The sequence below is a fragment of the Streptomyces callyspongiae genome (assembly GCF_047200695.1).
Lineage (GTDB): Bacteria > Actinomycetota > Actinomycetes > Streptomycetales > Streptomycetaceae > Streptomyces.
The window spans coordinates 125,004-151,811 of record NZ_JBJZOM010000012.1 but is presented as its reverse complement, the minus strand read 5'-3'; the positions used below and the strand labels follow the sequence as shown (position 1 = coordinate 151,811).

Here is a 26,808-nt window from a genome sequence, read left to right as displayed (position 1 = left end):
CCGACACCCTACGGAGGATCCAGATGACCGAGACGCGTTCCGATGCGCGGACGGGGACGAAGCGGAAGCGCCGCTCCCGCAACCGGCCGCGGCGGCGCCCGCAGTCCCGCAATCCGTCCGCGCCGATGGATGTTTCCCAACCGGCCGAGGACACCGGATCCCCGGCCCCCGGGGCGAGCGACGGAGCGGACACGGCACCACCCGCTGAGGGCGGCCGACGCACGGCGGCCGCCGAGTCCCCCGTACCGGCCCGGGACACGGCTCCGGAGGACGGCACTCCGGCTTCCGACGCCGGGTCGGAGGCACCCTGCGACCCCGGGCGGGACCGGAACGCTGCGGAGGCCCCGGCAGACCCGCCCGCGGCGGCCCGGGAAGCCCGGTTCCGCCGCGGGCTCCGGCGGGCGGGCCCGCTCCTGACGTCGCGTGTGCGGCTGCCCCGCCGCAGGAGCAGCCGCCGCACCCCGCGCCCGGGGCGTGTGCCGCGCGTCTCCCGCGTCCTCCGCGTTCCACGCGTTCCGCGGGTCCGGCTGCCACGGTGGTGGCCCGCCGCGGCCTGCGTGCTGCTCGGCTCGCTGGCCGGCCTGGGCTACGGTCTGCTCCGCCCTGCCGAGTACACCGCCACCAGCTACGTCGCCGTCGTTCCCGGGGACAAGGGCGATCCGATGACCGCACTGGGCTTCGCCCAGGCCTACGGCCGCATCGCTACGGACACCGCCGTGCTGGCCGGCGCGCAGCGGGACGCCGGTGTTCCCGTCGCCGAGCTGAGGGCCGGGGTCCGTGCGGTCACCTCGCCGGACGCCCCGATGATCGAGATCACCGGAAGCGCATCGCGTGCCGACGAGGCGGCGGACGTGGCGAACGCCGTCGCCCGCTCGCTCACCGAGGTCGCGTCCGGTTCGGCGAAGGACACCGGGGTGGAACTCACCGCCTTCTCGCGGGCCCGCGCGCCACGCGAACCGAGTACGCCCGCACCCGCGTTGACGACAGCTGTCGGCGGCAGCGCCGGGCTGCTGATCGGGGCGCTGGTGCTGTTGGTACGGCCGGGACGTGACGAGCCGTCCGGGGCCCGGACGTCGGCCGGGGCCCCCGCGGGCCCCGGCGAGGAGCCGGCCGGACGGTCCAGCCGGCGCCCCGTCCCCGCGCGGGAGAAGGAGGCGGTGCGATGACGACGACCGCCCACTCCGCCCCGACCGGTACGGGGGCGCACGGCGGGGAGGGGGTGAGGGTCACGCTGTGCCGGGACCCGGAGCGGTTCGCGGCGCTGGCGGACGCCTGGGACGCCCTCCACGCCCGCTGTCCCGCGGCAACCCCCTTCCAGACCCACGCCTGGCTGCACTCCTGGTGGCTCTCCTACGGCACGCCCGGTCGGCTCCGGCTGCTGCTGGCGCACCGCAACGGCGTCCTGGTCGGAGTCGTTCCGCTGGTTCTCGCCCGTCGCCCCTTTCCGGTGCTGGTACCGATGGGAGGCCGGATCTCCGATTTCTTCGACATCCTCGTCGACCCGGCGCACACCGCGGCCGTCGTCCCGGCGCTGGCCCGCGGCCTGCACCGTGCGGCCCGCGCAGCGCTCGTCGACCTGCGCGAAGTGCGTCCCGGTGCCGTGGCGGAACGCCTGTTCGTCCAGTGGGAGGGGGTGCGGCGGTACCGGCGCGATTCGGTGTGCCTGGAACTCCCGGGCGTCCCGATCGAGGATCTCCTGCGGCGCATGCCGCCCACCAGCGCGAAGCGCCGGCGCGCCAAACTGCGCAGGATCGACGCCCTCGGGCTGGAACAGCGCGAAGTGGCGTCCCCGGAGGAGGTGCCGGCAGCCGTCGGGCGCATGCTGCGGTTGCACGGTCTGCAGTGGGAAGGGCGCGGTGTCACCCCGGAGCACCTCCACCCACGCTTCGCCGAGCACCTGAGTCGCGCGCTGACCCGGATGGTGGGCAGCGGCCACGCGCGGATCTGCGAGTACCGCGTCGACGGCGCCCTGATGGCCTCCGACCTCACCCTGCTGTCGGCGGACCTGGCGGGCGGATACCTGGACGGTGTGCACCCGGAGCTGCGCAGGAAGACCGACATCACCTCGATGCTGCTGCGCGAGAGTGCCCGTCATGCCGCGGCGACCGGGCGGGGAACGTTCAGCATGCTCAGAGGCGCGGAGCCCTACAAGCTCCGGTGGCGGCCCGTGGAGGTCGTCAACCGCCGGCTGCTGATGGCACGCCGGGAACTGCGGCCGGTCATGGCGCTGCACAGCGGGCTGCGCTCCCTGCGGGAGGCGGCGGTCCGCGCGGTGCGGCACCTGGAGGGCGCCCGGGAACGGTGGTGCGAACGGTTCGTCCGCCACGCGCGGGCGGTGCGGATCCGCCCGGGCGGGCCGGAGGGGTGACGGAGCGGCGGGCGTGCGGCACCGACCGGTACCGCACGCCCGCCGCTGCGGGCTCCGCAGGGAGCCGTTGCGCCACTACCGGGGCAGACCGCCGTCGAACCGGAAACAGGGCGGTTCGACGTCGAGCAGTTCCTCCAGCCAGTCGCCCAGGTCGACGCAGAACTCGAAGGGGCGCGGCTGCCACCACGGCAGGTCCGGTGCGGGCTCCGGCTCGGGCCGCGGCTCCGGCTCCCGGCCCGGTTCGGACATCACCGAACGGAACACCCGGGACGATTCGGGGTTCCCGTCGCAGCGCATCACGCCGTGCGGACAGTAGTCGGTGATGGTGTGGTAAGCGGGTTCGTTCTCCCGGATCCAGTCGAGCATGGACCGCACGTAGTCCGGGTTGTCGCCCTCACGGAACAGGCCCCATTCCGGGTACGAGATCTCCTTCCCGTGCTTCTCGGCGAAGTCCACCTGCGCCTGGAGCCCGTACGGCTGCCGCACCTGCTCCCGGAAGGTCTCTCCGGGCGGCTGGTCGTAGGAGTCCATGCCGATGATGTCGACGTACCGGTCGCCCGGGTAGCACCGCGTCCAGGGGATGGCGTCCCGGCCGCGCGCCGGTGCGAAGTCGAAGCGGAACTCCTGTCCCGGCACCGACCGCATCGTGGCGACGATGCGGCGCCAGTACTCCTGCCAGGCCTCGGGGTTCGGTCCGCAGCGGTGTCCGTAGGTGGTGCCGTTCATCTCCCAGCCGAGCACGACGACGGTGTCCGGCACGCCGAGGCGCACCAGGCGCTCCGCCAGGGTGCGGAAATGACGGTCGTACCCGCCTGCCGCCCCCACCCGCAGTACCCGGTCCACCTCGCGGTCCGGCAGGCCCGCCTCGTTGTACTCGGCCATGGGCACGTTGAGGACGAACATCCGGTCCTCGTCCGCCTTGCGCCACTCGGCCCACGGCCGCAGGAAGCGGGGTCTGCCCTCGATGTTCTCCCACCGGTCCCCGGGCAGATAGGTGTGGCCCACGGTGGGCTCCCGCCCGCCGAGCCAGCGGCGGAGCTCGTCGATGCGCCGCACACCCTCGGGACCGGAACCGAGGAAGGCGCCGAAGGGAACGGAATCCGAGGAGCCCGCACGGGAGTCCCGGTCGCTCCCCACGGGCGCGGGGCCCGGCGCCGGGCCCGCCTCCGGCGGTCGCTGCGCGGTGCTGGTCGGCACGCGGTCCCCCGGGGCGCGCTCGGGCCCCGTGACCGCGGTGGCGATCAGCAGTCCTGCGGTGACGGCACCGATGCAGGTGCTTGTCAACACCGCTCGTCGGTGGGACATGATGACTCCTTCCGGGGCCCCGGCGGTTGTAGCCCGTGAAGCCGACCGTAAGCAGATGCATCGTCATATGTGAGGTCGTCATAGGTGCTGATGGTCCAAATGGGGACGGTGTCCCCCGCTCGGCCCAGCCGGGCTCCCCCTGCCGCTTCTCCGCGACGTACTGGTGGCAGGGTTTGCCACGCCCGGTGCCGCGGCCCGACGCCGGCAGCGACGATCCCACCAACCCTCCCGGCAAGGAGCGCCATGACCGCACCCCACACCCCGCCGCACGCAGAGGGGCCCTTCTCCCGCCACGCGGGACACGCCCACGGCCACGGTGGCGTGCACGAGGGCCACGAACCCGACTGGGACGCGATGGCCGACCACCTCGTGCGGGAAGCCGAGTTGCTGTCCCCCTTCCTGGAGCAGGCCGCCGGGTGGCTGGCCGGCCTGCTCCAGGACGGCGCGGGCGAACCGGGAGCGGCGGTCCGGCGCCTGCTGGACGTGGGCAGCGGGCCCGGCGTCGCCACCTGCGTGCTCGCACGCACCTTCCCCGGTGCGGAGGCCGTCGCCGTCGACGCGTCGGCTCCGCTGCTGGAACGGGCCGGGGCGCGTGCGGCGGAACTGGGACTGGCGGATCGGGTCACCACCCGGCAGGCCGAGCTCCCGGACGGCGTCGCAGCGCTGGGCGCGGCCGACCTGATCTGGAGCAGTCAGGCCGTGCACCACCTCGGGGACCAGCAGGCGGCCCTGCGGGACCTGGGGCGCCTCCTCCGCCCCGGCGGTGTACTCGCCGTCGTCGAACGAGGACTGCCGCAACGCTTCCTGCCGCGCGACATCGGCATCGGCCGCCCCGGCCTCCAGGCCCGCCTCGACGCCGCGCACGAGGACGTCTTCGCACAGATGAGGGCGGAGCTCCCGGGGCACGTCGCCGTGGTGGAGGACTGGCCGGCGCTGCTTGCCGCAGCGGGTGTCACGCCCGCCGGAACGCGCACCTTCCTCACCGAACACCCCGCCCCGCTGCACGCCGCGGCACGCGCACATCTGCACAGCCACCTGACGCGCCTGCGCGACCGGCTCGGAGAGAGCCTCGACGCCGAGGACCGGGCCACCCTGGAGCTGCTCGTGGACCGCGACGCCGACGAGGGCATCCTGCGGCGGCCCGACGCTTTCCTCCTCAACGCCACCACGGTCCACGCCGGCCGCATCCCCGGCTGACGAGGCGCCACCACCGGGCCGGCCGCCCGTCAGCGCATGCGGAGCGCGAGGAAGAAGTCCAGCTTGTCCTCCAGCCGGGACAGGTCCCGGCCGGTCAACTGCTCGATGCGGCCCACCCGGTAGCGCAGGGTGTTGACGTGCAGGTGGAGCCGGGAGGCGCACCGGGTCCACGAGCCGTCCGCGGCGAGGAACGACTCCAGGGTGTGCACCAGGTCGGCGCGGTGCCGCCGGTCGTAGTCGCGCAGCGGATCCAGCAGCCGCGCCGTGAACGCCCGCCGCACGTCGTCCGGGACGAACGGCAGCAGCAGCACGTGCGAGGCGAGTTCCGCGTGCCCGGCCGCGCACACCGTGCCCGGCCGGGCCGCGGCGACCCGCCGTGCGTGCCGTGCCTCCTCCAGCGCCCCGTGCAGCCCCTCCGCCGAGCCGACCGCCGCACTCACCCCCAGCGTCAGGCGTCCGTCCTCTCCCAGCCCGCGCTCCATCGGCCCGCGCACGTCCTCCAGCAGCGCCTCGGCGCGGAGCTCCTCGGAAGCGCCGGCCTCCTCGCCCGCGGCCAGCGGCACCAGCGCCACGGCCTCGTCCCGCGTGTGCGCGACGGCGATCCGGTCGCCCGCCTCCGGCGAGGACGCCTCCCGGCCGACCAGCAGCTCCTCCAGCAGCGCCTGGGTGGCACGGCCGCTCCCGGCCGCGCCGTCACCGCCCCATTCCACTGTCGCCGTGACGACCTGCCAGCGAGGCGCCGTCTCCAGCCCCGGCAGCAGCACCGGCGCTGCCACCCGCAGCCGGGCGCCGAGCTCCGCCGGTGACGCGCCGGCCTGCACCAGTTCCAGTACCTCCTGCGCGAGGCGACGCCGCACCGCGCGCTCCGCGTCGCGCCGGTCCCGTTCCACCGCGATCAGCTGCGTGACACCCTCCAGCAGCCGGAGACGCTCCGACGGCCAGTCACCGGTGTCCGCCTCGACCGCGAGCAGCCAGCCCGACAGCGCGGCACTCCGCCGGTCCGCGCCGGAATCCCCGGCCGGGCCCCCGCCCACCCGGAACAGCGCGTAGCCGACTCCGCCCACGCGCACCCGGTGCGGTCCGCGCCGTCCCGCACCCACGGCCGTCAGGTGCTCGCCCGTCAGGTGTGCGCGCACCCCGGGGTCCAGGGCGTCCCCGTCGCGCGGGGAGGAGGACGCGACCTGCCGCCCCGTCGAGGACAGCACCCAGGCCCGGAGGTCCAGATCCGAGGTGAGGAGCTCCAGGACCGCGTCGGGACCGCCACCGGCGGGACCGGTCGACATCAGCCTCCGGTGCCGCTCGACGACCGCCGCGAGATCCCCCGCGCGTCCGGCCGAGACCTGGCGCACCACGTGCTCGGTGATCGTCGCGAAGGAGACGTCCTCGTCCACGGCGAAGAGCGGCAACCGGTGCCGCTCGCACGCGGCGACCAGATCCTCCGGTACGGACCCCAGCTCCGCCTCGCCGGCTGCCAGCGCGGCCACCGAGGCCCCGGCCAGGATCCGCACGAACGGTTCGGAGTCCTCGGGGGTCCGCCGCCAGGCGAGACCGGTCAGCACCACCTCGCCGCCCGACAGGTACCGGCTCGGGTCCCGCAGGTCCGTCGTCATCACTCCGCGCAGCGTGCGGTCGAGCTCTCCCTCGCCCCACAGCAGACGCAGACCGAGTGAACCGGTCTCCAGGAGTGCGCGCAGCCGCATGTCGTCCGCCGTTTCGTCGGATGATGGAGGTGAAGGACCGAGAGCGAGAAGGAGGTCACGCAGCGCAGCGGGGCATCCGGCTCTTGTTCGAATCTACAAGACCGTTCGTCCCGGCGGCCAGCCGGTTCATGGTTTCGGTGACTGCACCCTCACCCACCCGGCTCGATGTACTGGAACACAACAACGGACGAACGATGCACCCCGCCCCGGAGCCGCTCCCCGGGGGCGGTCGGCAACGCCGCGCAAGCGACCCGAGAAGAGATCACGCATGGAGTTCCTGCGCCCCGCCAGCTGGGAGGAGGCGCTCGCCGCGAAGGCCGAGCACCCCACGGCTGTCCCCATCGCGGGCGGCACCGACGTGATGGTCGAGCTGAACTTCGACCACCGCCGGCCCGAGTACCTGCTCGACCTGAACCGCATCGCCGATCTGTACGAGTGGGAGACCGGCGCGGACAGCGTGCGCCTCGGAGCCTCCGTGCCGTACACCCGCATCATCGAGCACCTCCGGGACGAACTGCCGGGTCTCGCACTGGCCGGCCACACCGTCGGGTCGCCCCAGATCCGCAACCGGGGCAGCGTCGGCGGCAACCTCGGCGCCGCCTCGCCCGCCGGCGACTCCCACCCCGCGCTGCTCGCGGCGGGTGCCGAGGTGGAGGCCGCATCGGTGCGCGGCACCCGGCGGATCCCTGTGGAGGAGTTCTTCACCGGCGTCAAACGCCACGCACTCGCCGAGGACGAACTGATCCGGGCCGTGCACATCAAGCGCGCGGCCGGACCCCAGCAGTTCTCGAAGGTCGGGACACGGAACGCCATGGTCATCGCGGTCTGCGCGTTCGGCCTGGCCCTGCACCCCGACACCCGCACCGTCAGGACCGGCATCGGCTCGGCCGCGCCCACCCCTGTCCGTGCCCGCGCGGCGGAGGACTTCCTCAACGCCGCGCTGGAGGAGGGCGGCTTCTGGGACAGCGGCAGCACCCTGCCGCCCGCGATCGCCCGCCAGTTCGCCGAACTCGCGTCCGGAGCCTGCAACCCCATCGACGACGTGCGCGGCAGCGCCCGCTACCGGCGGCGGGCCGTCGGCATCATGGCCCGCCGCACGCTCGGCTGGACCTGGGAGTCCTACCGCTCGGGCCGCAGCACCACCGAAGGAGGCGCACAGTGCGCGTGACGTTCACCGTCAACGGCCGCCCGCAGACGGCCGACGACGTCTGGGAGGGCGAGTCGCTGCTCTACGTGCTGCGTGAGCGACTCGGCCTGCCCGGCTCCAAGAACGCCTGCGAGCAGGGAGAGTGCGGGTCCTGCACCGTGCGGCTCGACGACGAGCCGGTCTGCGCCTGCCTGGTGGCCGCCGGTCAGGTCGAGGGCCGCGACGTGGTCACCGTCGAGGGACTCGCGGACCGCGCCCGGCGGCGCGCCGCCGGCGCCCCGACCTCCGGTGCCCACGGCACCTCGCTCGACGCGGCGCAGCGCTGGCAGGCCCGTCCCGACGGCTCCCGTGCCCAGGAGCCGTCCGAACTGTCCGGCGTCCAGCAGGCGTTCATCGACGCGGGCGCGGTGCAGTGCGGTTTCTGCACCCCCGGACTCCTCGTCGCCGCCGACGAGCTGATCGAACGCACCCCGGAGCCCTCCGACGCCGACATCCGCGAGGCACTGTCGGGCAACCTGTGCCGCTGCACCGGCTACGAGAAGATCCTCGACGCGGTGCGTCTCGCCGCTGCCCGCGGCACAACCGGAACCACCGGAACGGGGGTCTGACGGACATGGGAGTCACACGCACCCCCACCCCCCTCAGCCAGGGAAGCCGGACGGCCGGAGGCATCGGCGAGTCCACGCTCCGGCCCGACGGAACGCTCAAGGTCACCGGCGAGTTCGCCTACTCCTCGGACATGTGGCACGAGGACATGCTGTGGGGCTACACCCTGCGCAGCCCGCACGCCCACGCGGAGATCCGGTCCGTCGACACCTCGGAGGCGCTGCGGCAGGCCGGGGTGTACGCCGTCCTCACCCACGACGATCTGCCCACCGAGGTGAAGAACTACGGCCTGGAGATCCAGGACACCCCCGTCCTGGCACACGGCCGGGTACGGCACCACGGGGAGCCGGTGGCGCTCGTCGCCGCCGACCACCCGGAGACGGCGCGCCGCGCCGCCGCCAAGATCAAGGTCGACTACGCGGAGCTGCCCGTCGTCCACGACGAGGCCTCGGCACTCGCCGAGGACGCGCCGCTGCTCCATCCCGGCCGGGACGACCACCACGCCCCGCACGTGCCGCACCCGAACATCGTGCACCGCCAGCCCATCGTCCGGGGCGATGTCGAGGCGGCCCGCGCCCGGGCCGACGTCGTCGTCACCGGCGAGTACGAGGTCGGCATGCAGGACCAGGCCTTCCTCGGTCCCGAGTCCGGTCTCGCGGTGCCCGCCGAGGACGGTGGCGTCGACCTGTACGTCGCCACCCAGTGGCTCCACGCCGACCTGCGGCAGATCGCGCCCGTCCTGGGGCTGCCGGAGGACAAGGTGCGGATGACCCTCTCCGGCGTCGGCGGCGCCTTCGGCGGGCGCGAGGACCTGTCGATGCAGATCCACGCCTGCCTGCTGGCCCTGCGCACCGGCAAACCGGTCAAGGTGGTCTACAACCGCTTCGAGTCCTTCTTCGGGCACGTCCACCGCCACCCGGCGAAGCTGCGGTACGAGCACGGCGCGACCAGCGACGGCCGGATCACCCACATGACGTGCCGGATCGTGCTCGACGGCGGCGCGTACGCCTCCTCCTCGCCCGCCGTCGTCGGCAACGCCTCGTCCCTCTCGGTCGGGCCCTACGTGGTGGACCACGTCGACATCGAGGCGCTCGCCCTGTACACCAACAATCCGCCCTGCGGGGCGATGCGCGGCTTCGGAGCGGTCCAGGCCTGCTTCGCCTACGAGGCGCAGATGGACAAGGTCGCCGCGGCACTCGGCATGGATCCCGTCGAGTTCCGGCAGCGCAACGCCATGTCGCAGGGCACGATCATGCCCACCGGCCAGGAGGTCGACTCCCCGGCGCCCGTCGCGGAGATCCTGCGGCGGGTGAAGGCCATGCCGATGCCGCCCGAACGGCAGTGGGAGCTCGCCGACGGTGCGGCAATGGGCGGTGCCACCGTCGACGTCCGGGCCCTTCCCGGCGGACTCTCCAACACCACCCACGGCGAGGGCGTCGTGCGCGGTGTCGGGTACGCCGTCGGCATCAAGAACGTCGGCTTCTCCGAGGGGTTCGACGACTATTCCACCGCCCGGGTGCGGCTGGAGGTCGCCGGCGGGAAGCCGGTGGCGATGGTGCACACGGCCATGGCGGAGGTGGGCCAGGGCGGTGTCACGGTGCACGCGCAGATCGCGCGTACCGAGCTGGGCGTCACCGACGTGACCATCCACCCCGCCGACACGCAGGTCGGCTCGGCGGGCTCCACCTCCGCCTCCCGGCAGACCTACGTGACCGGTGGCGCGGTCAGGAACGCGTGCGAGATGGTGCGTGAGAAGGTCCTGGAGATCGGGCGGGCCCGGTTCGGCACTTACCACCCGGCGTGGGCCACCGCGGAACTGCTGCTGGAGGGCGGCAAGGTCGTCACGGACGGCGGCGAGGTGCTCGCGTCGCTCGTGGACGTCCTCCAGGACGAGGTGGTCGACATCGAGAGCGAATGGCGCCACCGCCCCACCGAGGCCTTCGACCTGAGAACCGGTCAGGGCTTCGGCCACGTCCAGTACTCCTTCGCCGCGCACCGTGCCGTGGTCGAGGTGGACACCGAACTGGGCCTGGTCAAGGTGGTCGAGCTGGCGTGCGCGCAGGACGTCGGCAAGGCGCTCAACCCGCAGTCGGTGGTGGGCCAGATCCAGGGCGGCACGACCCAGGGCCTGGGTCTCGCGGTGATGGAGGAGATCCTGGTCGGTGAGGACGGCAGGGTGCGCAACCCGTCGTTCACCGACTATCTGATCCCCACCATCCTCGACACACCGACCATTCCGGTCGACGTCCTGGAGATGGCCGACGACCACGCGCCCTACGGCCTGCGCGGCGTGGGCGAGGCACCCACGCTGTCGTCGACGCCGGCGGTGCTCGCGGCGATCCGCGCCGCGACGGGCAGGGAGCTGGCCCGCGTACCCGTCCGGCCCGAACACCTCACCGGCACCTGACCGACCCGTTCGACACGGTGTCCCCGCGCCCCGGCGCAACCCGGCCTCCCCGGCCGTCCCCCGCTGCGATGGATCCGCTCTCCGCCGCAGCGGGGCACCGGGGCGCGGGAACCGGGACGGCCGCCGCAGCGCACCGACGCCGTGTGCGGCCGCTCCGCCCCGCGCCCCACGGCTCCCCCCGTGGAGCGGAACGGCGAGGGCCGTCCCCCACGTCGTGCCCATCCCAAATCCCGTGCCGCGCCGCGCCCTTCGCGCGCCCGGTGACGGGTGCCCCTGTGAACCTTGGGAGACAGCACACCATGACCCAGCCGCAACCGGAGCCGACCGCACCCTTCGAGGAGGCGGGAGGCGCGTCGCCGTCCTCGGCCGCTTCCTCACGCCTCGACCGGTACTTCCGCATATCCGACAGAGGTTCCACGCTCGCCCGGGAGGTGCGTGGCGGCGCCACCACCTTCATGGCGATGGCGTACATCCTCCTCCTCAACCCCGTGATCCTCTCCGGCGCGGATGCCACCGGGGCGCACCTGGACCCCGCGCAGCTCACCACCGCCACAGCGTTCGCCGCCGCGGTGACGACCCTGGCGATGGGGATCCTCGGCAACGTCCCCCTGGCGCTCGCGGCGGGGCTCAGCGTCTCCGCCGTGGTGGCCTTCCAGGTGGCGCCCCAGATGACCTGGGGCAACGCCATGGGCATGTGTGTCATCTACGGCGCAGTGATCATTCTGCTGGTCGTCACCGGTCTGCGTGAGCTGATCATGAACGCCATCCCGAGGGCGATGAAGCACGCCATCACCATGGGCATCGGGCTGTTCGTCTGCCTCATCGGACTGGTCCAGGCCGGTTTCGTCACCGGCATGGGCGGCCCCGGAGGTGTCGCCGGCGCCAAGCCGGTCCAGCTGGGCGTGGACGACCAGCTCGCCGGCTGGCCGGTGCTGTGCTTCGCCGTCACCGTGATGCTGATCTTCCTGCTGCAGGTGCGGCGCGTGCCCGGCGCGATCCTCATCGGCATCGTCGGGGGAACGCTCTTCGCCGCCACGGTGCACGCGGCCGCGGGTCTCACCGCCGACGACTGGGGCGGGCTCAACGCTCCCGAGATCAGCGGCTCCCTGGTCGGCGTCCCCGACTTCGGACTGTTCGGCGCGGTCTCGTTCTCCGGCATCGCCGACGTCGGTGCCCTCACCGTCGGCATCATTGTCTTCACCCTCGTGCTGGCGGGCTTCTTCGACGCCATGGGAACCATCATCGGCATCGGCCAGCAGGCCGACTTGGTGGACCGCGACGGTGCGATGCCGGGACTCAGCAGGGCGCTGGCCATCGACGGCGCGGGAGGGGTCGTCGGCGGTGTCGCCGGCGCCTCCGGCCAGACGGTGTTCGTGGAGTCCACGGCCGGGGTCGGCGACGGTGCCCGCACGGGCTTGGCCAGCGTGGTCACCGGCCTGGGCTTCACCCTGTGCCTCTTCTTCACCCCGCTGGCACAGGTGATCCCCACCCAGGTGGCCGCTGCCGCGCTCGTCGTCATCGGCGCCATGATGATGACCAACGCCCAGCACATCGACTGGAACGATCCGGCGACCTCGATCCCGGTGTTCCTCACCACGGTCCTGATGCCCTTCACCTACTCCATCACGGCGGGTATCGCCGCCGGAGTCCTCTCCCACGTCCTCATCCGGGCCGGGCAGGGCCGGTGGCGCGAGCCCGGGTGGCTGATGTGGGTACTGGCCCTGGTCTTCCTCGTCTACTTCGCGCTCGGCCCGATCGAGGGTCTGCTGGGCGTGGGATAGCGCCCGATTCTCCGAAGGAGTTCACCGACCATGCTGGACATCGCCGCCCACCTGCAGGAGTGGTGCGCCGACGGCCGTGACTTCGCCGTGGCCACCGTGATGGCCGTCAGCGGCAGCGCGCCCCGCCTTCCCGGCGCGGCCCTCGCTGTCGACACCGACGGCACCGCGGTGGGCAGTGTGTCCGGCGGCTGCGTCGAGGGCGCGGTCCACGCGCTGTGCACCGAGGCGCTCCGGGACGGGAGAACCGTCACGGAGCGCTTCGGCTACAGCGACGGCGAGGGGCTCGCCGTGGGCCTCACCTGCGGCGGCGCCATCGAAGTCCTCGTGACGCCCGTACGGGCCGGCGCCCCGCACCGCGCGGTGATCGCCCAGGCGCTCGCGGCAGGCGCGCGCAGGGAGTCAGCGGCCCTCGTCCGCGCGGTGGCGGGGCCGCCCGAACTCCTGGGCGGCGCGCTGCTGGTGCGGCCGGACGGCAGCACGCCGCGCGGCGCCGCCCGCTCGGGCTCCCTGGGCGGCCCGCCGGAACTGGACCGCACCGCGGCGGCCGAGGCACGGGCGATGCTGGAGGCGGGACGCACCGGCACCTTCGAGGTCGGGGCAGAGGGCAGCCGGTGCGGCGAGCCGGTCAGGCTCCTGGTGGAGTCCAGCGTCGAGCCGCCCCGGATGCTGGTGTTCGGCGCGGTCGACTTCGCCGCCGCACTGGTGCGGACGGGCCGGTTCCTCGGCCATCACGTCACGGTCTGCGACGCCCGGCCGGTGTTCGCCACGACGGAACGCTTCCCGGAGGCCCACGAGGTCGTCGTCGGCTGGCCGCACGACTACCTGGACCGGACTGCCGTCGACGAGCGCACCGTGGTGTGCGTCCTCACCCACGATCCGAAGTTCGACGTGCCGTTGCTGGAGCGTGCGCTCCGGCTGCCCGTGGCGTACGTCGGAGCGATGGGGTCGCGCCGCACCCATGCCGACCGTCTCGCGCGGTTGCGGGAGGCAGGGTTGACGGAGGCCGAACTCGCCCGTCTGCACTCGCCGATCGGGCTCGACCTGGGGGCACGGACGCCGGAGGAGGTGGCGCTGTCCATCGCGGCGGAGGTGGTGGCGTCGCGCCGCGGCGGATCCGGCCGGCCGCTGACCGGCGGCCGCATGCCCCTTCACCACGACGGTGACGCGGGCGGCTCGTCCGCCCTGCCGGACTGAATCGCGCCGGCCGGTGTGCCGGTGTGCCGACGGCCGGGAGGACGCCTGCGAGGGCGCCCGGGAACGACTCGGGCCGCTTCCCCGCCGGGACGGGGAAGCGGCCTGAGCCCGGTGTCGTCTGCGGCGTCCGCTCAGTAGGGGCCGTTGACGTTGTCGATCGATCCGTAGCGGTCCGCCGCGTAGTTGCAGGCGGCCACGATGTTGGCGACCGGGTCGTACTGGTCCCAGGCCGTGCCGTCGACGTGGTAGGCGTCGAAGGTCGGCTTGATGACCTGCAGCAGCCCGATGGAGGGCGTACCGTTCTGGGCGTTGATGTCCCAGTTGTTGATGGCGCTCGGGTCACCGCTGGACTCGCGCATGATGTTGCGGTGGATGCCCTCGTAGGTACCCGGGATGCCGTTCTCCTGCATGATGGACAGCGCCTCGCGGATCCAGCCGTCCAGGTTGTCCGGGTAGGAGGCCTGGTCGGCGCTCGCCGTGGAGGCGGAGGACTGCTCGTCCCCGCCCTGCTTCTTCGGGGCCGGCGCGGCCTCGAGGGTCAGTTCCTGGCCGGGGAAGATCAGGTCGGGGTTGTCGCCGACCGTTTCCTTGTTGGCCTTGTAGAGGCTCTGCCAGCCGCCGTCGACCTCGTGGGCCTCGGCGATCCGGAAGAGGGTGTCGCCGCTGGCGACGGTGTAGGTCTCCGCGGCCTGCTGCTCGGCCTTGGCGGAGGTCTTCACGGTGCCGGCCGCAGCGGCGTGCTGGGCGCCCTGCGGGGCGGCCTGCGCGGTGCCCGCAGCGGCGAGGGGCGCGGCGAGCGCCCCGCCTGCCACAAGCACGGCGGAAAGGCGGGAAAGCTGACGGGAGTTGATCTGGATACGCGGGCGACGGTGGCGTCCACGGGACATGGGCGTGATTCCTCTCTTACGCCTGCGAGGTGAGCTGTCGGATTCGGGCGAGAAGAAGTGCCCGGCCAATTCCCGTCCCGCGTGGGCGTGACGAGGCATGGCTTCACCCCAAGCCGGACCGCAGTGCGGTACGGCGCTTACCTGGTTCCCCCGCTCCTGCCGCTGTTGATTGCTGCGCTTTCCGCCACCGGCCGGCAGGATTCGGCGTTCCGGGTGCGGAGCTCCCGCCATGTCGTGCGGAAGCGAGCACATAGGAACACAGCCGAATTGACGGAGACAAGCGGCGGGAATGCCCTGTTTCGCCTTTCCGATCTTCCGGCGGGGGAACTTGTGGACGCTATGCAACGGCGTCTTTTCCGAGCGTGAGAGGGGCTCTGTGCTTCCGATTCCTAAGCGGTCTGCGTGCAAAGGGAATTGAGAATCAAGGTGGCGCGGGTCTCCTCGGTTCCCGAAGAAGCGGTACCGGGTCGTGTGAGTCCAGCCACAGGGCCGCAGTGTGCGTCGTATGTCCGATTATTTCCGCGTGTTGGTGTCCGGTGGTACGTCGGATGCCGGGCGCGACCACCGAGGGCCGGCATGTCCGCCCTGCGGCCTTTGGTTGATTTTCGGTGTGCGAGTCCGCGCGCGCCTGATCCGGATCGCTCGCGCCGGGTGAGCGGACGGTCGCCCAGTGCTGCGGCCGGGTGTCCCGAGACAGTCCTCTGTTCCGGTGCCGGGCCGTGGCAGTGGCCGTGCGCCGGTGTCCGGGAGCACGATGGAAGGGCACGCACGAATTCGGAGGTGCATCGTCATGGCCAGGTTCATGGACGTCCACGAAGGGATGAAGGGGATCACCGCCGACCAGCTCAGGGAAGCCCACCAGGCGGACCTGGCGATCGAGGGTGAGGAGAACGTGCACTTCGAGCGGGCCTGGGCCGACCCCGACGCCGGAGTCGTCTACTGCCTGTCCGAGGCACCCTCCCGCGAGGCGGTGCAGCGCGTCCACGAGCGCACCGGCCACCCCGCCGCACAGATCCACGAGGTGCCGCTGTCCGTCTGAGCGGCCGCACCGCCCCTCGCACGGCATCGCCCCGCCGCGGCCCACCGGCCGCGACGGGGCGATCGGACGTCGCCGTCCTGGCTCAGAACAGCGAGTACAGCAGCACGTTCGGCGACCCGGTGCGGGGGTCGCCCACCACACCGGCCGTCCCGTTGTCCACCACGGCGTCCCGCACCTGCGCAGGCCCCGCGGAGGGGTGCTGCGACAGATACAGCGCTGCGGCGCCTGTGACGTGCGGGGTCGCCATCGAGGTGCCGCTGAGCGTGTCGCTCCCGCCGTCGTTCCACGCCGAGACGATGTCCACGCCCGGTGCGAACAGGTCGACGCACGTCCCGTAGTTGGAGAACGAGGCGCGCTGGTCCTCCCGGTCGGTGGCGCCGACGGTGATCGCCGCCGGCACCCGCGCCGGGCTGGAGTCGCAGGCGTCCTGCGGCCAACCGAGGATGTTGCCGTTGCCGGCGGCGATCGCGTACGTCACGCCCGAGTCGATGGACCGCTCGACGGCGTCGTCGAGGACTCCGTCGACACCCCCACCGAGACTCATGTTCGCCACCGCCGGCTTGGCCGCGTGCTCGGTGACCCAGTCGATCCCCGCCACGACCTGCGAGGTGCTGCCCGAACCGGCGCAGTCCAGCACCCGGACCCCGACGATGTCGGTGTCCTTGGCGACGCCGTACTGCGAGCCGCCGACCGTGCCGGCGACGTGCGTGCCGTGGCCGTGGCAGTCGTTCGCCACCGCGTCGTCGTCGACGAAGTCGTACCCGCTCCGGGCGCGGCCGCCGAAGTCCGGATGCGACGTCCGGACCCCGGTGTCGATGACGTACGTGGTCACGCCCGCGCCGCCGGTGTCGTAGCCGTAGCTCCCGTCGAGCGGCAGTTGGCGCTGGTCGACCCGGTCCAGGCCCCAGGACGGCGGATCCTGCTGCACGGTCCGGGCGGACTGCCCGTCGTCCTTCGCGGGCTTCTTCGGGGTGTCTCCCTTCTGCTCGTCCTCGTCCTTCTCCTCGTCACCGGGGGCGAGTTCCCCGATCGCCTTCTCCACGTCCTCCAGCACGGGAGTTGCCGGAGGTTCCGGGTCGTCTCCAGCGCCGTCCGCTCCTTCGGCGTCTCCGGGTGCCGCCGGCTCGGCGGTTTCCGGCGAGCCGGTGACGAGGCCGTCGAGAAGACCGCCGTCGCCCTCGGTTCCGAGGAGGGAGTCGGACTGCTGCGCCCCACCGTCGGCGACGGTGATCGTCGAGTCCTGCTCGACGTAGGCGACTCGCGGGTCGGCCGCGAGCCTGCGGGCTCCGGCCTTGTCCATCCGTGCGGAGAAGCCGTCGACAGCAGAGTCGTAGACCGTGCTCAGGCTGCCGTCCGACGGCCGCAGAAGCGATTCTGCCAGTGCAGGGGAGGACGACGAACCGTCGTTGAGGACCACGATCCAGCTGTCGGATATCGCCGTGGCCTCCGGGGCCAGGCGAAGGTCGACGTCGAGGGGCCCGGGCGCGGGAGCGGCATGTGCCGTCCCGCCGGCGAGCGGCAGCCCGACCGCGAGTGTCGCGGCGCTGAGAACGGTCCCCAGGCGTCGAGCAGTTGCTCTCATGCAGGCACCTGTACCTTTCGGTTGACCGGTTGCTCGGACAGAGTCCGGCTGTGGAGGTCCCCGCACGTGGTGCGCGGCGGACCCCACGTCGGCAGGCCCCCCTACTACCGGCGGTTACTGCTGGTGAGAGCGGGAAATCGGCGACAGACGGGGGGTGGCCGCCAGCCTCTCCCGTTGATCGACTCGGTACAAGGGGCGTTCCTGGCGGAATGAGGGGAGTGTTGCGACCCCATGTGTCCACACCGTGCCGGTTGTTCGGGTTCCGTGTCCGCCGTCGCAGGTGCGGCGACGGAAGCGCCTGGTGTCCGGTCCGACGACCTCCTCACCGGCTTCGCCGTTCGATAGCGTGCCGCCATGGAGGATCCCGAGGAACTGCTCGCGGCCATCCTGGAGTGGGCCGCACGGGACCCCCGGGTGACCGGCGTGGTCCGGACCGGGTCCAGGGCCCGCGGCCGCCGTGTGGACCGGTACTCGGACCTGGACCTCGAGCTGATCGGTCCGCGCTGGCGGGAGCTGTCCGCCGACTCCTCGTGGTTCCACGGCTTCGGCGACGTCATGGTGGCTCTGCCGTTCGACTCCGACGGCACGCCGGGAGCGGATCCCCCTTGGCCGACCCGCCTTGTCGTCTACCGGGGCGGCAGGAAGGTCGACTTCACCGTCGCCGGTGAGGAGCGCATCGCACGGATGCTCTCGGACGGCCTGGACCCCCTCTACGACCACGGTTTCGTGGTGCACTACGACACGTCGGGACTCACCGCTCGGCTGCCCGCCCCCCGCATGACCCCTCCGCACCACGATGCGCCGGAACCCGGGGACTACCAGCGTGCCGTCACCGAGTTCTGGTTCGAGGCGACGCAGGTGCCCGTCTATGTCGCCCGCGACGACCTGTGGGTCGCCCAGTCCCGCCTGAACACCATGCGGGAGATGCTGCTGCGGATGCTCGAGTGGTACACCCGGACCGATCCTGAGGGCCCCGCAGACACCTGGCACAGCGGCCATCGGGTGAAGGAATGGCTGTCGGCGGAGCACTGGGACCAGGTCGCCCGCACCTTCCCCCGCCTCGACGCGGAGGACGTCCGGGCCGCCCACGGGGCGAGCACGAACCTCTTCGAAGCAACGTCCCGCGTCGTGGCACAACGCCTGGGGTTCGCCTCGCCCGAGCCGCTCGGCAGTCGCGTCCGCGCGGCGGTGGCCCGTACCTTCCCCCGAGGCACGTGAGCCGGCCCGCCCGTCACCGTCCGTCGTCCGGGTTCTCTCATCGCAGCGCCACCTCTGCGAGCACTGCCCGGTGATCCGCGTCGGGCAGCGTGAAGAACATCACCTCGTGCACGTCGAAGTCCTCGCTCACCAGGACGTGGTCGAGCTGTGCTCCCAGGGGCGGTGCCGTCCGTGCGGGCCAGGTGGGGGTGCGTGAGCGCCCGTCGAGACGCGCGGTGTCCCGCAGGCCGGTGGCCAGCAGGCCCCGGAAGGCCGCATGGTCCTGGGAGGCGTTGAAGTCCCCGGCCATCAGGAGGGCACCGTCATCGTGCCGCCCCGCGTACTCCGCCAGACGCCCGAGCTCCTGCCGCCACACACCGACCCCGTCCGGGAGGGGCGGCGCCGAGTGGACGACCTGGAACCGGAGCCGGGCACCGGCCACGTCGACGACCGCGCCCGGCATGGCGTGCGTGCCCGGTACCGCCGGCACGCTCCGCAGCGGATACGTGCTGAGCAGCGCCGATCCCTGCGATGCGCCGCTCGCGACGATCACGCGTCCCGGGTACGACTCCCGGACCTCCGGCGACCGCAGGGCACGGGCACATCCGGTGTCGCACTCCTGCACGGCCACCAGCTGGGGGCGTTCGTCACGCAGCAGCGCGAGGAAGGTGTCGACCGCCGTCCCCCGGTCGAGGTTCGCGGTCAGGACACGCAACCGTGCGGCCGGTGCTCCGGCCGGAGCGGGAGCGGCGTCGGGCCCGTAGGGACGGAGGAACCAGCCCGTGGCCGCCAGCACGGCCAGCGCCCACACGGCCGGTACGATCCGCCGCCCCAGCGCCGCGCACGCCAGCGCCAGCCAGGCGGGCACCAGGAACCAGGGCAGGAAAGCCAGCAGCTGCGGTACGGGTGACGGGCCGTCGGCGTCCGCCGCACGGAAGACCAATGCCACCGAGAACGGCAGCAGCAGCAGTCCCGCGCACCGGCCCCACCGGCGGCGTCGCGTGCGGACAGCCCGCCGCTCCGCCGCCTCCACCACAGCGGGCGGCAGGGACGGCGGCTCCGCCTCCCGCCGGAGTTCCGGCGGCGGAGCGCCGCGGTACAGGTACTCGTCTGCCCCCGGATGCACGGTGTCGATGGTGCCGCATCGCTGTGCCCGGGCGCGATTACCGGCCGTCCGCAGCATGTCGGCGCGCCGCGCGGCCGACCGCGTGCGGAGCCCGGCTGTCGGTGCGTCCGCCTATCGTGCCGACCATGGCCAGTCCCGCCGTACTCGGTGTGCGCGCACTCGAACGGGCCACACTCGCGCGGCCCGTCTGCTCGCGCTCCACGCGGCCGGACGCACCGCCCTGGCGCGGTGGGAGGAGTGATACCGGCCCGAAGCGGTCGTACCGGGCCGGTCGCTGCCGCGGTGGACAGCAGCAGGTCGCGCTGGTGCGGACACGCCACGGTGTTCCGCGCCCACCCCTGGCGTCCGAAGGACGCCGGGCGACAGGATGAGCCCACGGCAGATCACGCGAGCCCGCCGCACGTGAGGAGTACGCATGACGGACACCGGCCCCGCCGCCACCGAGGAGTTCCGCTCGGCGAGGGACGTCCTCGTCCGGCACCGGGAGGACTACGACGCGGCGCGGGCGGAGTTCCGCTGGCCGCGCCCGGAGTACTTCAACTGGGCGCTGGACTGGTTCGACGTCGTCGCCGAGGGGAACGCCCGGACCGCGCTGCACATCGTCGAGGAGGACGGCAGCGAAACAAAGGTGTCGTTCGCCGGCATGCGCGAGCGGTCCGACCGGCTGGCGAACTGGCTGCGCGACACGGCCGGTGTCCGCCCCGGGGACCGCATCCTGGTGATGCTCGGCAACCAGGTCGAGCTCTGGGAGACGCTGCTCGCGGCCATGAAGCTGCGGGCCGTGGTCATCCCCGCCACACCGCTGCTCGGTCCCGCGGATCTCGTCGACCGCATCGAACGGGGGCAGGCCCGGCACGTGGTGGTGCGTTCCCAGGACACCGCCAAGTTCGCCGAGGTGCCGGGCGACTACACCCGCATCGCTGTCGGCGGTGCCGACAGCGGGTGGCTCGACCACGCCGACGCCCACCGGGCGCCGGACCGCTTCGAACCCGACGGACCCACCCGTTCGGACGAGACTCTGCTGCTGTACTTCACCTCGGGCACCACCGCGCGCCCGAAACTCGTGGAGCACAGCCACCTGTCCTACCCAGCGGGACACCTGGCCACGATGTACTGGATCGGCCTGCGACCCGGCGACGTCCACCTGAACATCTCCTCGCCCGGCTGGGCGAAGCACGCGTGGTCCAACTTCTTCGCACCCTGGAACGCCGAAGCCACGATCTTCATCCACAACTACACCCGCTTCGACGCGGGGCGCCTCCTGGCGGAGATGGACCGCGCGGGGGTGACCAGTTTCTGCGCGCCGCCCACGGTGTGGCGCATGCTCATCCAGGCCGACCTCGGCACGCTGGCCCGCGTCCCCCGGGAAGCAGTGGCGGCCGGGGAACCGCTGAACCCGGAGGTCATCGACCACGTGCGGCGCGTGTGGGGCGTGACGATCCGGGACGGCTTCGGCCAGACCGAGACCGCTGTGCAAGTGGCCAACACGCCGGGCCAGCACCTGAAGACGGGCTCCATGGGCCGGCCGACGCCGGGCTTCGACGTCGTCCTCCTCGACCCGGCCACCGGCGAACCGGCCGACGAGGGGGAGATCTGCCTCCGCCTGGACGGCCCCGGCGGTCGTCCCGTCGGCCTGCTGACGGCGTATCACGGTGATGCGGAGCGCACGGCGGAGGCCATGGCGGGCGGCTACTACCGCACCGGGGACATCGGCTCCCGCGACGAGAACGGCTACATCACCTACGTCGGGCGATCCGACGACGTGTTCAAGGCGTCCGACTACAAGATCAGCCCCTTCGAGCTGGAGAGCGCGCTTCTCGAGCACGACGCGGTCGCCGAGGCGGCCGTCGTCCCCTCGCCGGACCCGGTGCGGCTGGCCGTGCCCAAGGCCTACGTGGTGCTGGCCGACGGCTGGGAGCCGGGCGAGGAGACGGCGAAGGCCCTGTTCGAGCATTCCCGGGCCGCGCTCGCGCCGTTCAAGCGGGTGCGGGTGATCGAGTTCGGCGAGCTGCCGAAGACGATCTCCGGCAAGATCCGCCGGGTCGAACTCCGGGGGCACGCGGCGCAGGGCCCGGGAGAGGAGTTCCGGGAGTGACCCCGCCCGCGCGGCGGGGAAACGCGAGCCCGGGGCGCGTCCCCGGGCATTGCGGTCGCCCCGCCGCGGAGTGACGATGAGAGCAGACGCGCGACCGGGTCACCCGTGCGCGGAAAGAGCGTCCGCCCGGCCCGCGGACGATGAGGTGAGGGCCATGCGGATGCTGCTGAAGGCCCGGATGGATACCGAGCACGCCAACCGGGCGGTGCAGAGCGGAGCCATGGAGAAGTCCCTGATGGCTGTGCTCGACGACCTCGAACCGGAAGCTGCCTACTTCGTCGCGGAGGAGGGCAAGCGCTGCGCTCTGATCGTCTTCGACATGCAGGACGCCTCGGAGCTTCCCAAGGTCGCCGAGCCGTTCTTCTCGGAGTTCGACGCGGAGGTGTTCGTGCAGCCGGCGATGACCCCCGAGGACGTGCGCACGGGGCTCGCCGCCTGGGCGGGCACGCGGTGACGGCTGCCGGGTGCCTCAGGTCGTCGTACGGATCAGGGTGTCGGCGGCGTCGTTGACCGGTTGCGGCGTACCGGTCAGGTCGAGCACGAACAGTGGAAGCAGCAGGTCGTCGGCGCGGGCGCGGGCCTCGGGCGCGTAGCCGGCCAGCGAGAAGCAGGCGGTGGCCGCCGACTCGTTGAGGCCGTTGAGCCACAGCGTCTCGATCGCGCGCAGCGGGGTCGGTGCGGTGGTGGGGTCGACGTGCGCCACGACGGCCCGGCCTCGCAGGTCGACACCCGAGGCGGGCCGTTTCCCGGCGACCCTGACCTCGCGGAAGCCCAGCCAGCGCAGGTAGTGCGCGGCAGCGGACTTGGCGTCCTGCGCGGTGCGGATCGTCAGGGGCCGGAACGCCGGTCGCCGGGTCGGCGGGCCGGGTGCCGCGGGTGCGTCGGGTGGGCCGTGCAGGCCGAGCTGTCCGGAGGCGCTGCACATGCGTGCGCTCTCGCGGTCGCCGTTCAACGGGTCCGGGCGGCGGGGGACGGGGCGGGGCGCCGGGGGAGCGGTCGGGACCCGGACCGTGGTGCCGCAGGGGCATCCGTACTCCGGCTGCGGCCACTCGTCGGTGCGTCCGCACGAGCGGCACCGCACGGTCACCCACGAGTCCGCCCAGGTGCGGTGTTCGACACGTACCGGCACTCCTGACGCCAGCAGCGGAAGCGTCACGGGTTCGCCGCACGCGCAGGGGAAGGTCGTCGGGGCGTACACGTGCTCGCGACGGCAGTCGGGGCAGCGGACGGACACGCTCTCGGCCACTCGGCGCCTCCAGCGGGATGTCGTGGCTACGGCGGTGGGTGCGGACCGCGTCCGGATTCGGACGGGTCCGCGTTCCATCGTCCCCGATGCGGGTCTTCGTGCGAAGCGGATGCGGCAATGTCGGCCGGTAGTCGCCGATCGTGGCGCCCTGTACGGCGTGTGCCCCCTCCCGGCCGGGAGGGGGCACACGCCGTACAGGGCTCGGGGATCAGCCCTCGCGGAGTGCGCGCACCGCTTTCTCCACCCGGGCGCCGTAGTCGGGGTCGGCCGCACGGAAGTGCGCCAGGTTCCTCTCGACCACGTCGTCGCGGGTGACCTGCGACAGGCCCTCGGCGATGTTCGCCACCAGGCGGGACTTCTCATCCTCCGACATCAACCGGTACAGCTCGCCCGCCTGGTGGAAGTCGTCGTCCGGGCTGTGCCGCGGTGGCTTGTGGGGGCCCGTCTGTCCGGACACCTCGCCGGGGGCGGACAGCGGACGCCCGGTCTCGTGCGGGCCGCCGTACGAGTTCGGCTCGTAGTTCCTTGCGTGGCGGCCCTGCCCGTTGGTGGCCATGAAGCCGTCCCGGCCGTGGTTGGCCGCAGTGGTGGCCCTGGGGGCGTTGACGGCGAGCTGGGTGTGGTTCACGCCCAGCCGGTACCGGTGTGCGTCCGCGTAGGCGAAGAGCCTGCCCTGCAGCATCCTGTCGGGGGAGGGGCCGATGCCGGGGACGAAGTTGTTCGGGGAGAAGGCGGACTGCTCCACCTCGGCGAAGACGTTGTCGGGGTTGCGGTCCAGCACCAGCCGTCCCACCCGCTGGAGCGGGTGGTCCGCGTGCGGCCACACCTTCGTCAGGTCGAACGGGTCGAAGCGCCGGCCGGCTGCCTCGGCGGCGGGCATCACCTGCACGTACAGCGTCCACGACGGGTGCATTCCGCGCTCGATCGACTGCAGCAGGTCCGTCTGGTGGCTGTCGGGGTCGGTGCCGCACAGCTCTGCGGCCCGTTCGCTGCTCAGGCAGCGGACTCCCTGGTCCGTCCGGAAGTGGTACTTGACGAAGAACGCCTCGCCGTCGGCGTTGGTCCACTGGTAGGTGTGCGAGCCGTAGCCGTTCATGTGGCGGTACGAGGCGGGGATGCCCCGGTCGCCCATCAGCCAGGTCACCTGGTGCGTCGCTTCGGGGGAGTGGCCCCAGAAGTCCCAGACGTTGTCGGGCTCCTGCTTGCCCGTGAACGGGTCCCGCTTCTGGGAGTGGATGAAGTCGGGGAATTTCAGCGGGTCCTTGATGAAGAAGACCGGGGTGTTGTTGCCGACGAGGTCGTAGTTTCCCTCCTCGGTGTAGAACTTCAGCGCGAAACCGCGCGGGTCGCGGGCCGCGTCGGGGCCGCCCAGACTGTCGGCGACGGTGGAGAACCGCACGAAGGTCTCGGTGCGGCGGCCGACCTCGCCGAGGAAGTGGGCGGAGGTGTAGGCGCTGACGTCGTCCGTCACCTCGAAGTGGCCGTAGGCCCCGGAACCCCGGGCGTGCACCACGCGCTCGGGTATGCGCTCCCGGTTGAAGCGGGCCAGCTTCTCCAGCAGGTACTGGTCCTGGAGCAGGAGAGGACCGCCGGCGCCGGCCGTTGCGGAGTTCTGGTTGTCTGCGACAGGGGCGCCGGACTCGGTGGTGAGAGTCCCCGCCGTCGGCTGGGGCTGCGTCATGCTGACCCTTCTTGTGGCGCGCACGGAAGAGGTTTCCGCATCGTGCGGAGCGTAGGGACGCCGCACGAACTCAGTCAACAGTTTGTTGAAAGTCGCCCGGGTGCGGGCGCTGTGCAGGGTCCGCGCGAGGAAGTGATCGACGGCCAGCCCCGGGTGCGACTCCGACGACTCCACGAAGTCCGGGGCAGCTGGGTGCCCGGTTCCCGTGCAATCCGTTCCCCGTCGATTCTCGGCGGGCCCTTGTGCTGGAGGAGTGCGGGCCAGGCATGTTCGAGATCTTGCAGACTCGACCCGTCGCCCGTCGCCCGTCGCCCGTCGCCCGTCGCCCGTCGCCCGTCGCCCGTCGCCCGTCGCCCGACGTTCCGGAGTGGTTTTCACGGCCTCGTTCACCAGCAGCCCTTCGAGAGTGAAGGCTGTCACGGTGATCGGTCGGCATCTGCGCCCACCTGCTTCCCGCCCCGGACAGCCGTACCCGGTCGGCCATAGACTCGGCGGCGGCGCTGGGCGACGATGGCCCCCGTTGCGCCCTCTCCAGCAGGGCTCAGCGGCGCAGAATGCAGGCCGGACAGGGTGAGGAGCGCCCGGAGTGCGATTGAAAGTGGAGTTCACCACGGAGCCCTTCGATCTCGACGAGGCGCCGCAGCACGCGGTCGTCGCGCGGGAGACGGTGCAGGGCGCCGGTCTGGACGCCGTCGACGTCGGCCCGTTCGGCAACACCGTGGAGGGTGGCTCCGAGCGGGTGCTCGCCGCCGTGGGGGAGATGCTGCGCCGCAGCCTGGACGCCGGTGCCACCCGTGTGTCGCTGCAGGTCAACGTCCTGGATGCGGCGGACGGGTCACACGAGGAGGAGCGGTGAGCGTGCCGGAGGAGCACCCGTTCGTCGCGGCGGTGAAGCCGCTGGTGGACGCGATCGGCGGTGAGATGGTCCCGCCGGACGCCGCTGGGGGCGACGACGTCGTGCTCGCCTGGGAAGGGCGCGAGGTACTGGCTGTGCGGCTGCCCCACCTCTCCGAGTCCCTCGACCACCTCCTCGCCGAACTGGAGCGGCGCCACGGCAAGCCGCTGGCAGAGCTGGACCGCAGGTCCAAGCAGTCGGTGGTGCGGACCCTCGAGGCTCGCGGTGCCTTCTCCGTCCGGCACGGGGTGGAGACCGTGGCGGGAGCCCTCGGTGTCAGCCGTTTCACCGTCTACAACTACCTCAACCGGGAGAACGCCGCGCGCCACCGGGGGTGACGGCACACGAGCCGTTCTTCAACAAAGTGTTGACGCGTGCCGGTGCGGGTACTTAGCTGTATCCCAGCCCGATCCGCACACGGCTCCGGAGGCCTTCGTGACGTCGAGTCCCACACCGGGCCTGGCCTGGTTGAACACCGTCGACGACGGGGCGGCCCGAGCCGCACTGACCGAGGTCTGCGCCTCGACCGCCTGGGTGGACCGTCTCCTTTCGGGACGCCCGTACGCCGACGGGGAGGCCCTGTGCGCCGCCAGCGACGACGCCATGGCCGCTCTCGATGCCGCGGACCTCGACGAAGCGACGGCCGCCCATCCGCCCATCGGCCGGCCCCGCCCCTCGGACCCGGCCTCCGCCCGCGAACAGCGCGGCATGACGGGCGCCCCGGAGGCGCTCAAGGAGCAGATGCTCGGGATGAACCTGCAGTACCAGGAGAGGTTCGGGCACGTGTTCCTGATCTGTGCCACCGGCCTCACCGGGGAACAGATGCGGGACGCGCTCGCCGAGCGCCTCGGCAACACGCCGGAACGCGAACGCGAGAACGTCCGCACCGAACTGGTGAAGATCAACCGCATCCGGCTGACCCGCCTCGCGCACGAAGGAGACAGGCGATGAGCGCCGCCGCAGCACCCCCCGACACACCGGCCACCACGGTCTCCACCCACATCCTGGACACCGCCGCGGGCCGTCCCGCAGCGGGGGTCGCCGTCCGGCTGTCCGTCCGGGACGACAACAGCGGCGCCTGGTCCGTGCACGGCGAGTCGAGGACCGACGAGGACGGACGCTGCAAGGACCTTCCGGCTCTCCCGGAAGGCACCGCACAGGTGCGACTGCGCTACGAGGTGGAGCCGTACCTCGCACCCGGGGCGGGACCCGCCGACCGGCACGCCGCGGAGCAGCAGGACCGCCGGCCGTTCTTCCCCGAGGTCACGACCACCTTCACGGTGAACCCGGGCGAGCACTACCACGTACCGCTGCTGCTCAACCCGTTCGGCTACTCCGTGTACCGAGGGAGCTGA

Annotated in this window: 23 protein-coding genes and 1 riboswitch; of the genes, 16 read left to right on the top strand and 7 right to left on the bottom strand. The window is 72.5% G+C overall.

The features are described from left to right. Positions 1 to 23: 23 nt before the first annotated feature. Positions 24 to 1,166 carry a YveK family protein gene (locus ACL06G_RS14180; protein WP_412835971.1) on the top strand — a complete coding sequence of 381 codons (1,143 nt, stop codon included), beginning with the start codon at positions 24 to 26 and terminating at the stop codon, positions 1,164 to 1,166. Then, the gene (locus tag ACL06G_RS14175) at positions 1,163 to 2,368 is read left to right on the top strand and encodes a GNAT family N-acetyltransferase (protein WP_412786133.1); all 1,206 of its coding nucleotides are present in this window, start codon (positions 1,163 to 1,165) and stop codon (positions 2,366 to 2,368) included. The genes ACL06G_RS14180 and ACL06G_RS14175 overlap by 4 nt, the downstream gene beginning before the upstream one ends. A gap of 75 nt (positions 2,369 to 2,443) precedes the next feature. Here ACL06G_RS14175 and ACL06G_RS14170 read toward each other — a convergent pair whose 3' ends face one another. Next, positions 2,444 to 3,673 (bottom strand): glycoside hydrolase family 26 protein, encoded by a 1,230-nt coding sequence (locus ACL06G_RS14170; RefSeq protein WP_412835970.1) that lies wholly within the window; start codon positions 3,671 to 3,673, stop codon positions 2,444 to 2,446. A 243-nt stretch (positions 3,674 to 3,916) separates the two neighbouring features. Between ACL06G_RS14170 and ACL06G_RS14165 the strand changes: the two genes are divergently transcribed. Further along, complete coding sequence (locus tag ACL06G_RS14165; RefSeq protein WP_412786131.1) at positions 3,917 to 4,870, top strand: class I SAM-dependent methyltransferase; 954 nt, start codon at positions 3,917 to 3,919, stop codon at positions 4,868 to 4,870. 29 nt (positions 4,871 to 4,899) lie between these two features. Here ACL06G_RS14165 and ACL06G_RS14160 read toward each other — a convergent pair whose 3' ends face one another. Then, on the bottom strand, positions 4,900 to 6,570 hold the full coding sequence (locus tag ACL06G_RS14160; RefSeq protein WP_412835969.1) for a PucR family transcriptional regulator: 1,671 nt from the start codon (positions 6,568 to 6,570) through the stop codon (positions 4,900 to 4,902). 268 nt (positions 6,571 to 6,838) lie between these two features. Between ACL06G_RS14160 and ACL06G_RS14155 the strand changes: the two genes are divergently transcribed. The 5 genes from ACL06G_RS14155 to ACL06G_RS14135 all read left to right on the top strand — a co-directional run bounded on the left by ACL06G_RS14155 (position 6,839) and on the right by ACL06G_RS14135 (position 13,705). Next, complete coding sequence (locus ACL06G_RS14155) at positions 6,839 to 7,738, top strand: FAD binding domain-containing protein (RefSeq protein WP_412835968.1); 900 nt, start codon at positions 6,839 to 6,841, stop codon at positions 7,736 to 7,738. Then, the gene (locus ACL06G_RS14150; protein WP_412786128.1) at positions 7,729 to 8,325 is read left to right on the top strand and encodes a (2Fe-2S)-binding protein; all 597 of its coding nucleotides are present in this window, start codon (positions 7,729 to 7,731) and stop codon (positions 8,323 to 8,325) included. The genes ACL06G_RS14155 and ACL06G_RS14150 overlap by 10 nt, the downstream gene beginning before the upstream one ends. A 5-nt stretch (positions 8,326 to 8,330) precedes the next feature. Further along, on the top strand, positions 8,331 to 10,730 hold the full coding sequence (gene pucD, locus ACL06G_RS14145; RefSeq protein ID WP_412835967.1) for a xanthine dehydrogenase subunit D: 2,400 nt from the start codon (positions 8,331 to 8,333) through the stop codon (positions 10,728 to 10,730). 299 nt (positions 10,731 to 11,029) lie between these two features. After that, positions 11,030 to 12,511 (top strand): NCS2 family permease, encoded by a 1,482-nt coding sequence (locus ACL06G_RS14140; RefSeq protein WP_412786126.1) that lies wholly within the window; start codon positions 11,030 to 11,032, stop codon positions 12,509 to 12,511. Positions 12,512 to 12,541: 30 nt separating this feature from the next. Next, the gene (locus ACL06G_RS14135) at positions 12,542 to 13,705 is read left to right on the top strand and encodes an XdhC family protein (RefSeq protein ID WP_412786125.1); all 1,164 of its coding nucleotides are present in this window, start codon (positions 12,542 to 12,544) and stop codon (positions 13,703 to 13,705) included. Between the two features lie 131 nt (positions 13,706 to 13,836). Here the strand turns inward: ACL06G_RS14135 and ACL06G_RS14130 are convergent, their stop codons facing one another. Continuing rightward, positions 13,837 to 14,592 (bottom strand): transglycosylase SLT domain-containing protein, encoded by a 756-nt coding sequence (locus tag ACL06G_RS14130; RefSeq protein WP_412786124.1) that lies wholly within the window; start codon positions 14,590 to 14,592, stop codon positions 13,837 to 13,839. A gap of 4 nt (positions 14,593 to 14,596) precedes the next feature. Further along, positions 14,597 to 14,779: riboswitch (cyclic di-AMP (ydaO/yuaA leader) on the bottom strand. A 603-nt stretch (positions 14,780 to 15,382) separates the two neighbouring features. Between ACL06G_RS14130 and ACL06G_RS14125 the strand changes: the two genes are divergently transcribed. Continuing rightward, positions 15,383 to 15,631, top strand: a complete 249-nt coding sequence (locus ACL06G_RS14125; RefSeq protein ID WP_412786123.1) for an SCO4226 family nickel-binding protein — start codon at positions 15,383 to 15,385, stop codon at positions 15,629 to 15,631. An 82-nt stretch (positions 15,632 to 15,713) separates the two neighbouring features. On the opposite strand, the gene ACL06G_RS14120 is transcribed toward ACL06G_RS14125, so the two are convergent. Beyond that, the gene (locus tag ACL06G_RS14120) at positions 15,714 to 17,213 is read right to left on the bottom strand and encodes a S8 family peptidase (protein WP_412786122.1); all 1,500 of its coding nucleotides are present in this window, start codon (positions 17,211 to 17,213) and stop codon (positions 15,714 to 15,716) included. A gap of 354 nt (positions 17,214 to 17,567) precedes the next feature. Here ACL06G_RS14120 and ACL06G_RS14115 point away from each other — a divergent pair, with 354 nt between their 5' ends. Continuing rightward, complete coding sequence (locus tag ACL06G_RS14115) at positions 17,568 to 18,431, top strand: aminoglycoside 6-adenylyltransferase (RefSeq protein ID WP_412835966.1); 864 nt, start codon at positions 17,568 to 17,570, stop codon at positions 18,429 to 18,431. Between the two features lie 37 nt (positions 18,432 to 18,468). Here ACL06G_RS14115 and ACL06G_RS14110 read toward each other — a convergent pair whose 3' ends face one another. After that, positions 18,469 to 19,536 carry an endonuclease/exonuclease/phosphatase family protein gene (locus ACL06G_RS14110; protein WP_412835965.1) on the bottom strand — a complete coding sequence of 356 codons (1,068 nt, stop codon included), beginning with the start codon at positions 19,534 to 19,536 and terminating at the stop codon, positions 18,469 to 18,471. 415 nt (positions 19,537 to 19,951) lie between these two features. On the opposite strand from ACL06G_RS14110, the gene ACL06G_RS14105 reads away from it, so the two are divergent. Then, positions 19,952 to 21,631 carry an AMP-binding protein gene (locus tag ACL06G_RS14105; protein ID WP_412786119.1) on the top strand — a complete coding sequence of 560 codons (1,680 nt, stop codon included), beginning with the start codon at positions 19,952 to 19,954 and terminating at the stop codon, positions 21,629 to 21,631. Between the two features lie 154 nt (positions 21,632 to 21,785). Further along, positions 21,786 to 22,085, top strand: a complete 300-nt coding sequence (locus ACL06G_RS14100) for a DUF3303 family protein (RefSeq protein WP_412786118.1) — start codon at positions 21,786 to 21,788, stop codon at positions 22,083 to 22,085. A gap of 15 nt (positions 22,086 to 22,100) precedes the next feature. Here the strand turns inward: ACL06G_RS14100 and ACL06G_RS14095 are convergent, their stop codons facing one another. Together ACL06G_RS14095 and ACL06G_RS14090 are read right to left on the bottom strand one after the other, a co-directional pair. Continuing rightward, positions 22,101 to 22,877: a hypothetical protein gene (locus tag ACL06G_RS14095; protein WP_412786117.1), complete on the bottom strand. Its 777-nt coding sequence runs from the start codon at positions 22,875 to 22,877 to the stop codon at positions 22,101 to 22,103. Between the two features lie 208 nt (positions 22,878 to 23,085). Continuing rightward, a complete protein-coding gene (locus ACL06G_RS14090; RefSeq protein WP_412786116.1) occupies positions 23,086 to 24,558 on the bottom strand; it encodes a catalase in 1,473 nt (490 codons plus the stop codon). Between the two features lie 586 nt (positions 24,559 to 25,144). Between ACL06G_RS14090 and ACL06G_RS14085 the strand changes: the two genes are divergently transcribed. The 4 genes from ACL06G_RS14085 (at position 25,145) to uraH (ending at position 26,808) form a co-directional block, all read left to right on the top strand. Further along, a complete protein-coding gene (locus ACL06G_RS14085; protein WP_412786115.1) occupies positions 25,145 to 25,414 on the top strand; it encodes a thiamine-binding protein in 270 nt (89 codons plus the stop codon). Beyond that, complete coding sequence (locus tag ACL06G_RS14080; protein ID WP_412786114.1) at positions 25,411 to 25,791, top strand: helix-turn-helix domain-containing protein; 381 nt, start codon at positions 25,411 to 25,413, stop codon at positions 25,789 to 25,791. Before ACL06G_RS14085 ends, ACL06G_RS14080 begins: the two co-directional genes overlap by 4 nt. 97 nt (positions 25,792 to 25,888) lie before the next feature. Continuing rightward, positions 25,889 to 26,404 carry a 2-oxo-4-hydroxy-4-carboxy-5-ureidoimidazoline decarboxylase gene (uraD, locus tag ACL06G_RS14075; RefSeq protein ID WP_412786113.1) on the top strand — a complete coding sequence of 172 codons (516 nt, stop codon included), beginning with the start codon at positions 25,889 to 25,891 and terminating at the stop codon, positions 26,402 to 26,404. Next, positions 26,401 to 26,808, top strand: a complete 408-nt coding sequence (gene uraH / locus ACL06G_RS14070; protein WP_412786112.1) for a hydroxyisourate hydrolase — start codon at positions 26,401 to 26,403, stop codon at positions 26,806 to 26,808. Before uraD ends, uraH begins: the two co-directional genes overlap by 4 nt.

Coding starts and splice junctions, on each gene's coding strand:
- ACL06G_RS14140 (WP_412786126.1), top strand. CDS start 11,030: ATGACCCAGCCGCAACCGGAGCCGACCGCACCCTTCGAGGAGGCGGGA.
- pucD (WP_412835967.1), top strand. CDS start 8,331: ATGGGAGTCACACGCACCCCCACCCCCCTCAGCCAGGGAAGCCGGACG.
- ACL06G_RS14155 (WP_412835968.1), top strand. CDS start 6,839: ATGGAGTTCCTGCGCCCCGCCAGCTGGGAGGAGGCGCTCGCCGCGAAG.
- ACL06G_RS14105 (WP_412786119.1), top strand. CDS start 19,952: ATGACGGACACCGGCCCCGCCGCCACCGAGGAGTTCCGCTCGGCGAGG.
- ACL06G_RS14125 (WP_412786123.1), top strand. CDS start 15,383: ATGGCCAGGTTCATGGACGTCCACGAAGGGATGAAGGGGATCACCGCC.
- ACL06G_RS14180 (WP_412835971.1), top strand. CDS start 24: ATGACCGAGACGCGTTCCGATGCGCGGACGGGGACGAAGCGGAAGCGC.
- ACL06G_RS14165 (WP_412786131.1), top strand. CDS start 3,917: ATGACCGCACCCCACACCCCGCCGCACGCAGAGGGGCCCTTCTCCCGC.
- ACL06G_RS14130 (WP_412786124.1), bottom strand. CDS start 14,592: ATGTCCCGTGGACGCCACCGTCGCCCGCGTATCCAGATCAACTCCCGT.
- ACL06G_RS14135 (WP_412786125.1), top strand. CDS start 12,542: ATGCTGGACATCGCCGCCCACCTGCAGGAGTGGTGCGCCGACGGCCGT.
- ACL06G_RS14160 (WP_412835969.1), bottom strand. CDS start 6,570: ATGCGGCTGCGCGCACTCCTGGAGACCGGTTCACTCGGTCTGCGTCTG.
- ACL06G_RS14100 (WP_412786118.1), top strand. CDS start 21,786: ATGCGGATGCTGCTGAAGGCCCGGATGGATACCGAGCACGCCAACCGG.
- ACL06G_RS14120 (WP_412786122.1), bottom strand. CDS start 17,213: ATGAGAGCAACTGCTCGACGCCTGGGGACCGTTCTCAGCGCCGCGACA.
- ACL06G_RS14170 (WP_412835970.1), bottom strand. CDS start 3,673: ATGTCCCACCGACGAGCGGTGTTGACAAGCACCTGCATCGGTGCCGTC.
- ACL06G_RS14175 (WP_412786133.1), top strand. CDS start 1,163: ATGACGACGACCGCCCACTCCGCCCCGACCGGTACGGGGGCGCACGGC.
- ACL06G_RS14115 (WP_412835966.1), top strand. CDS start 17,568: ATGGAGGATCCCGAGGAACTGCTCGCGGCCATCCTGGAGTGGGCCGCA.
- ACL06G_RS14090 (WP_412786116.1), bottom strand. CDS start 24,558: ATGACGCAGCCCCAGCCGACGGCGGGGACTCTCACCACCGAGTCCGGC.
- uraH (WP_412786112.1), top strand. CDS start 26,401: ATGAGCGCCGCCGCAGCACCCCCCGACACACCGGCCACCACGGTCTCC.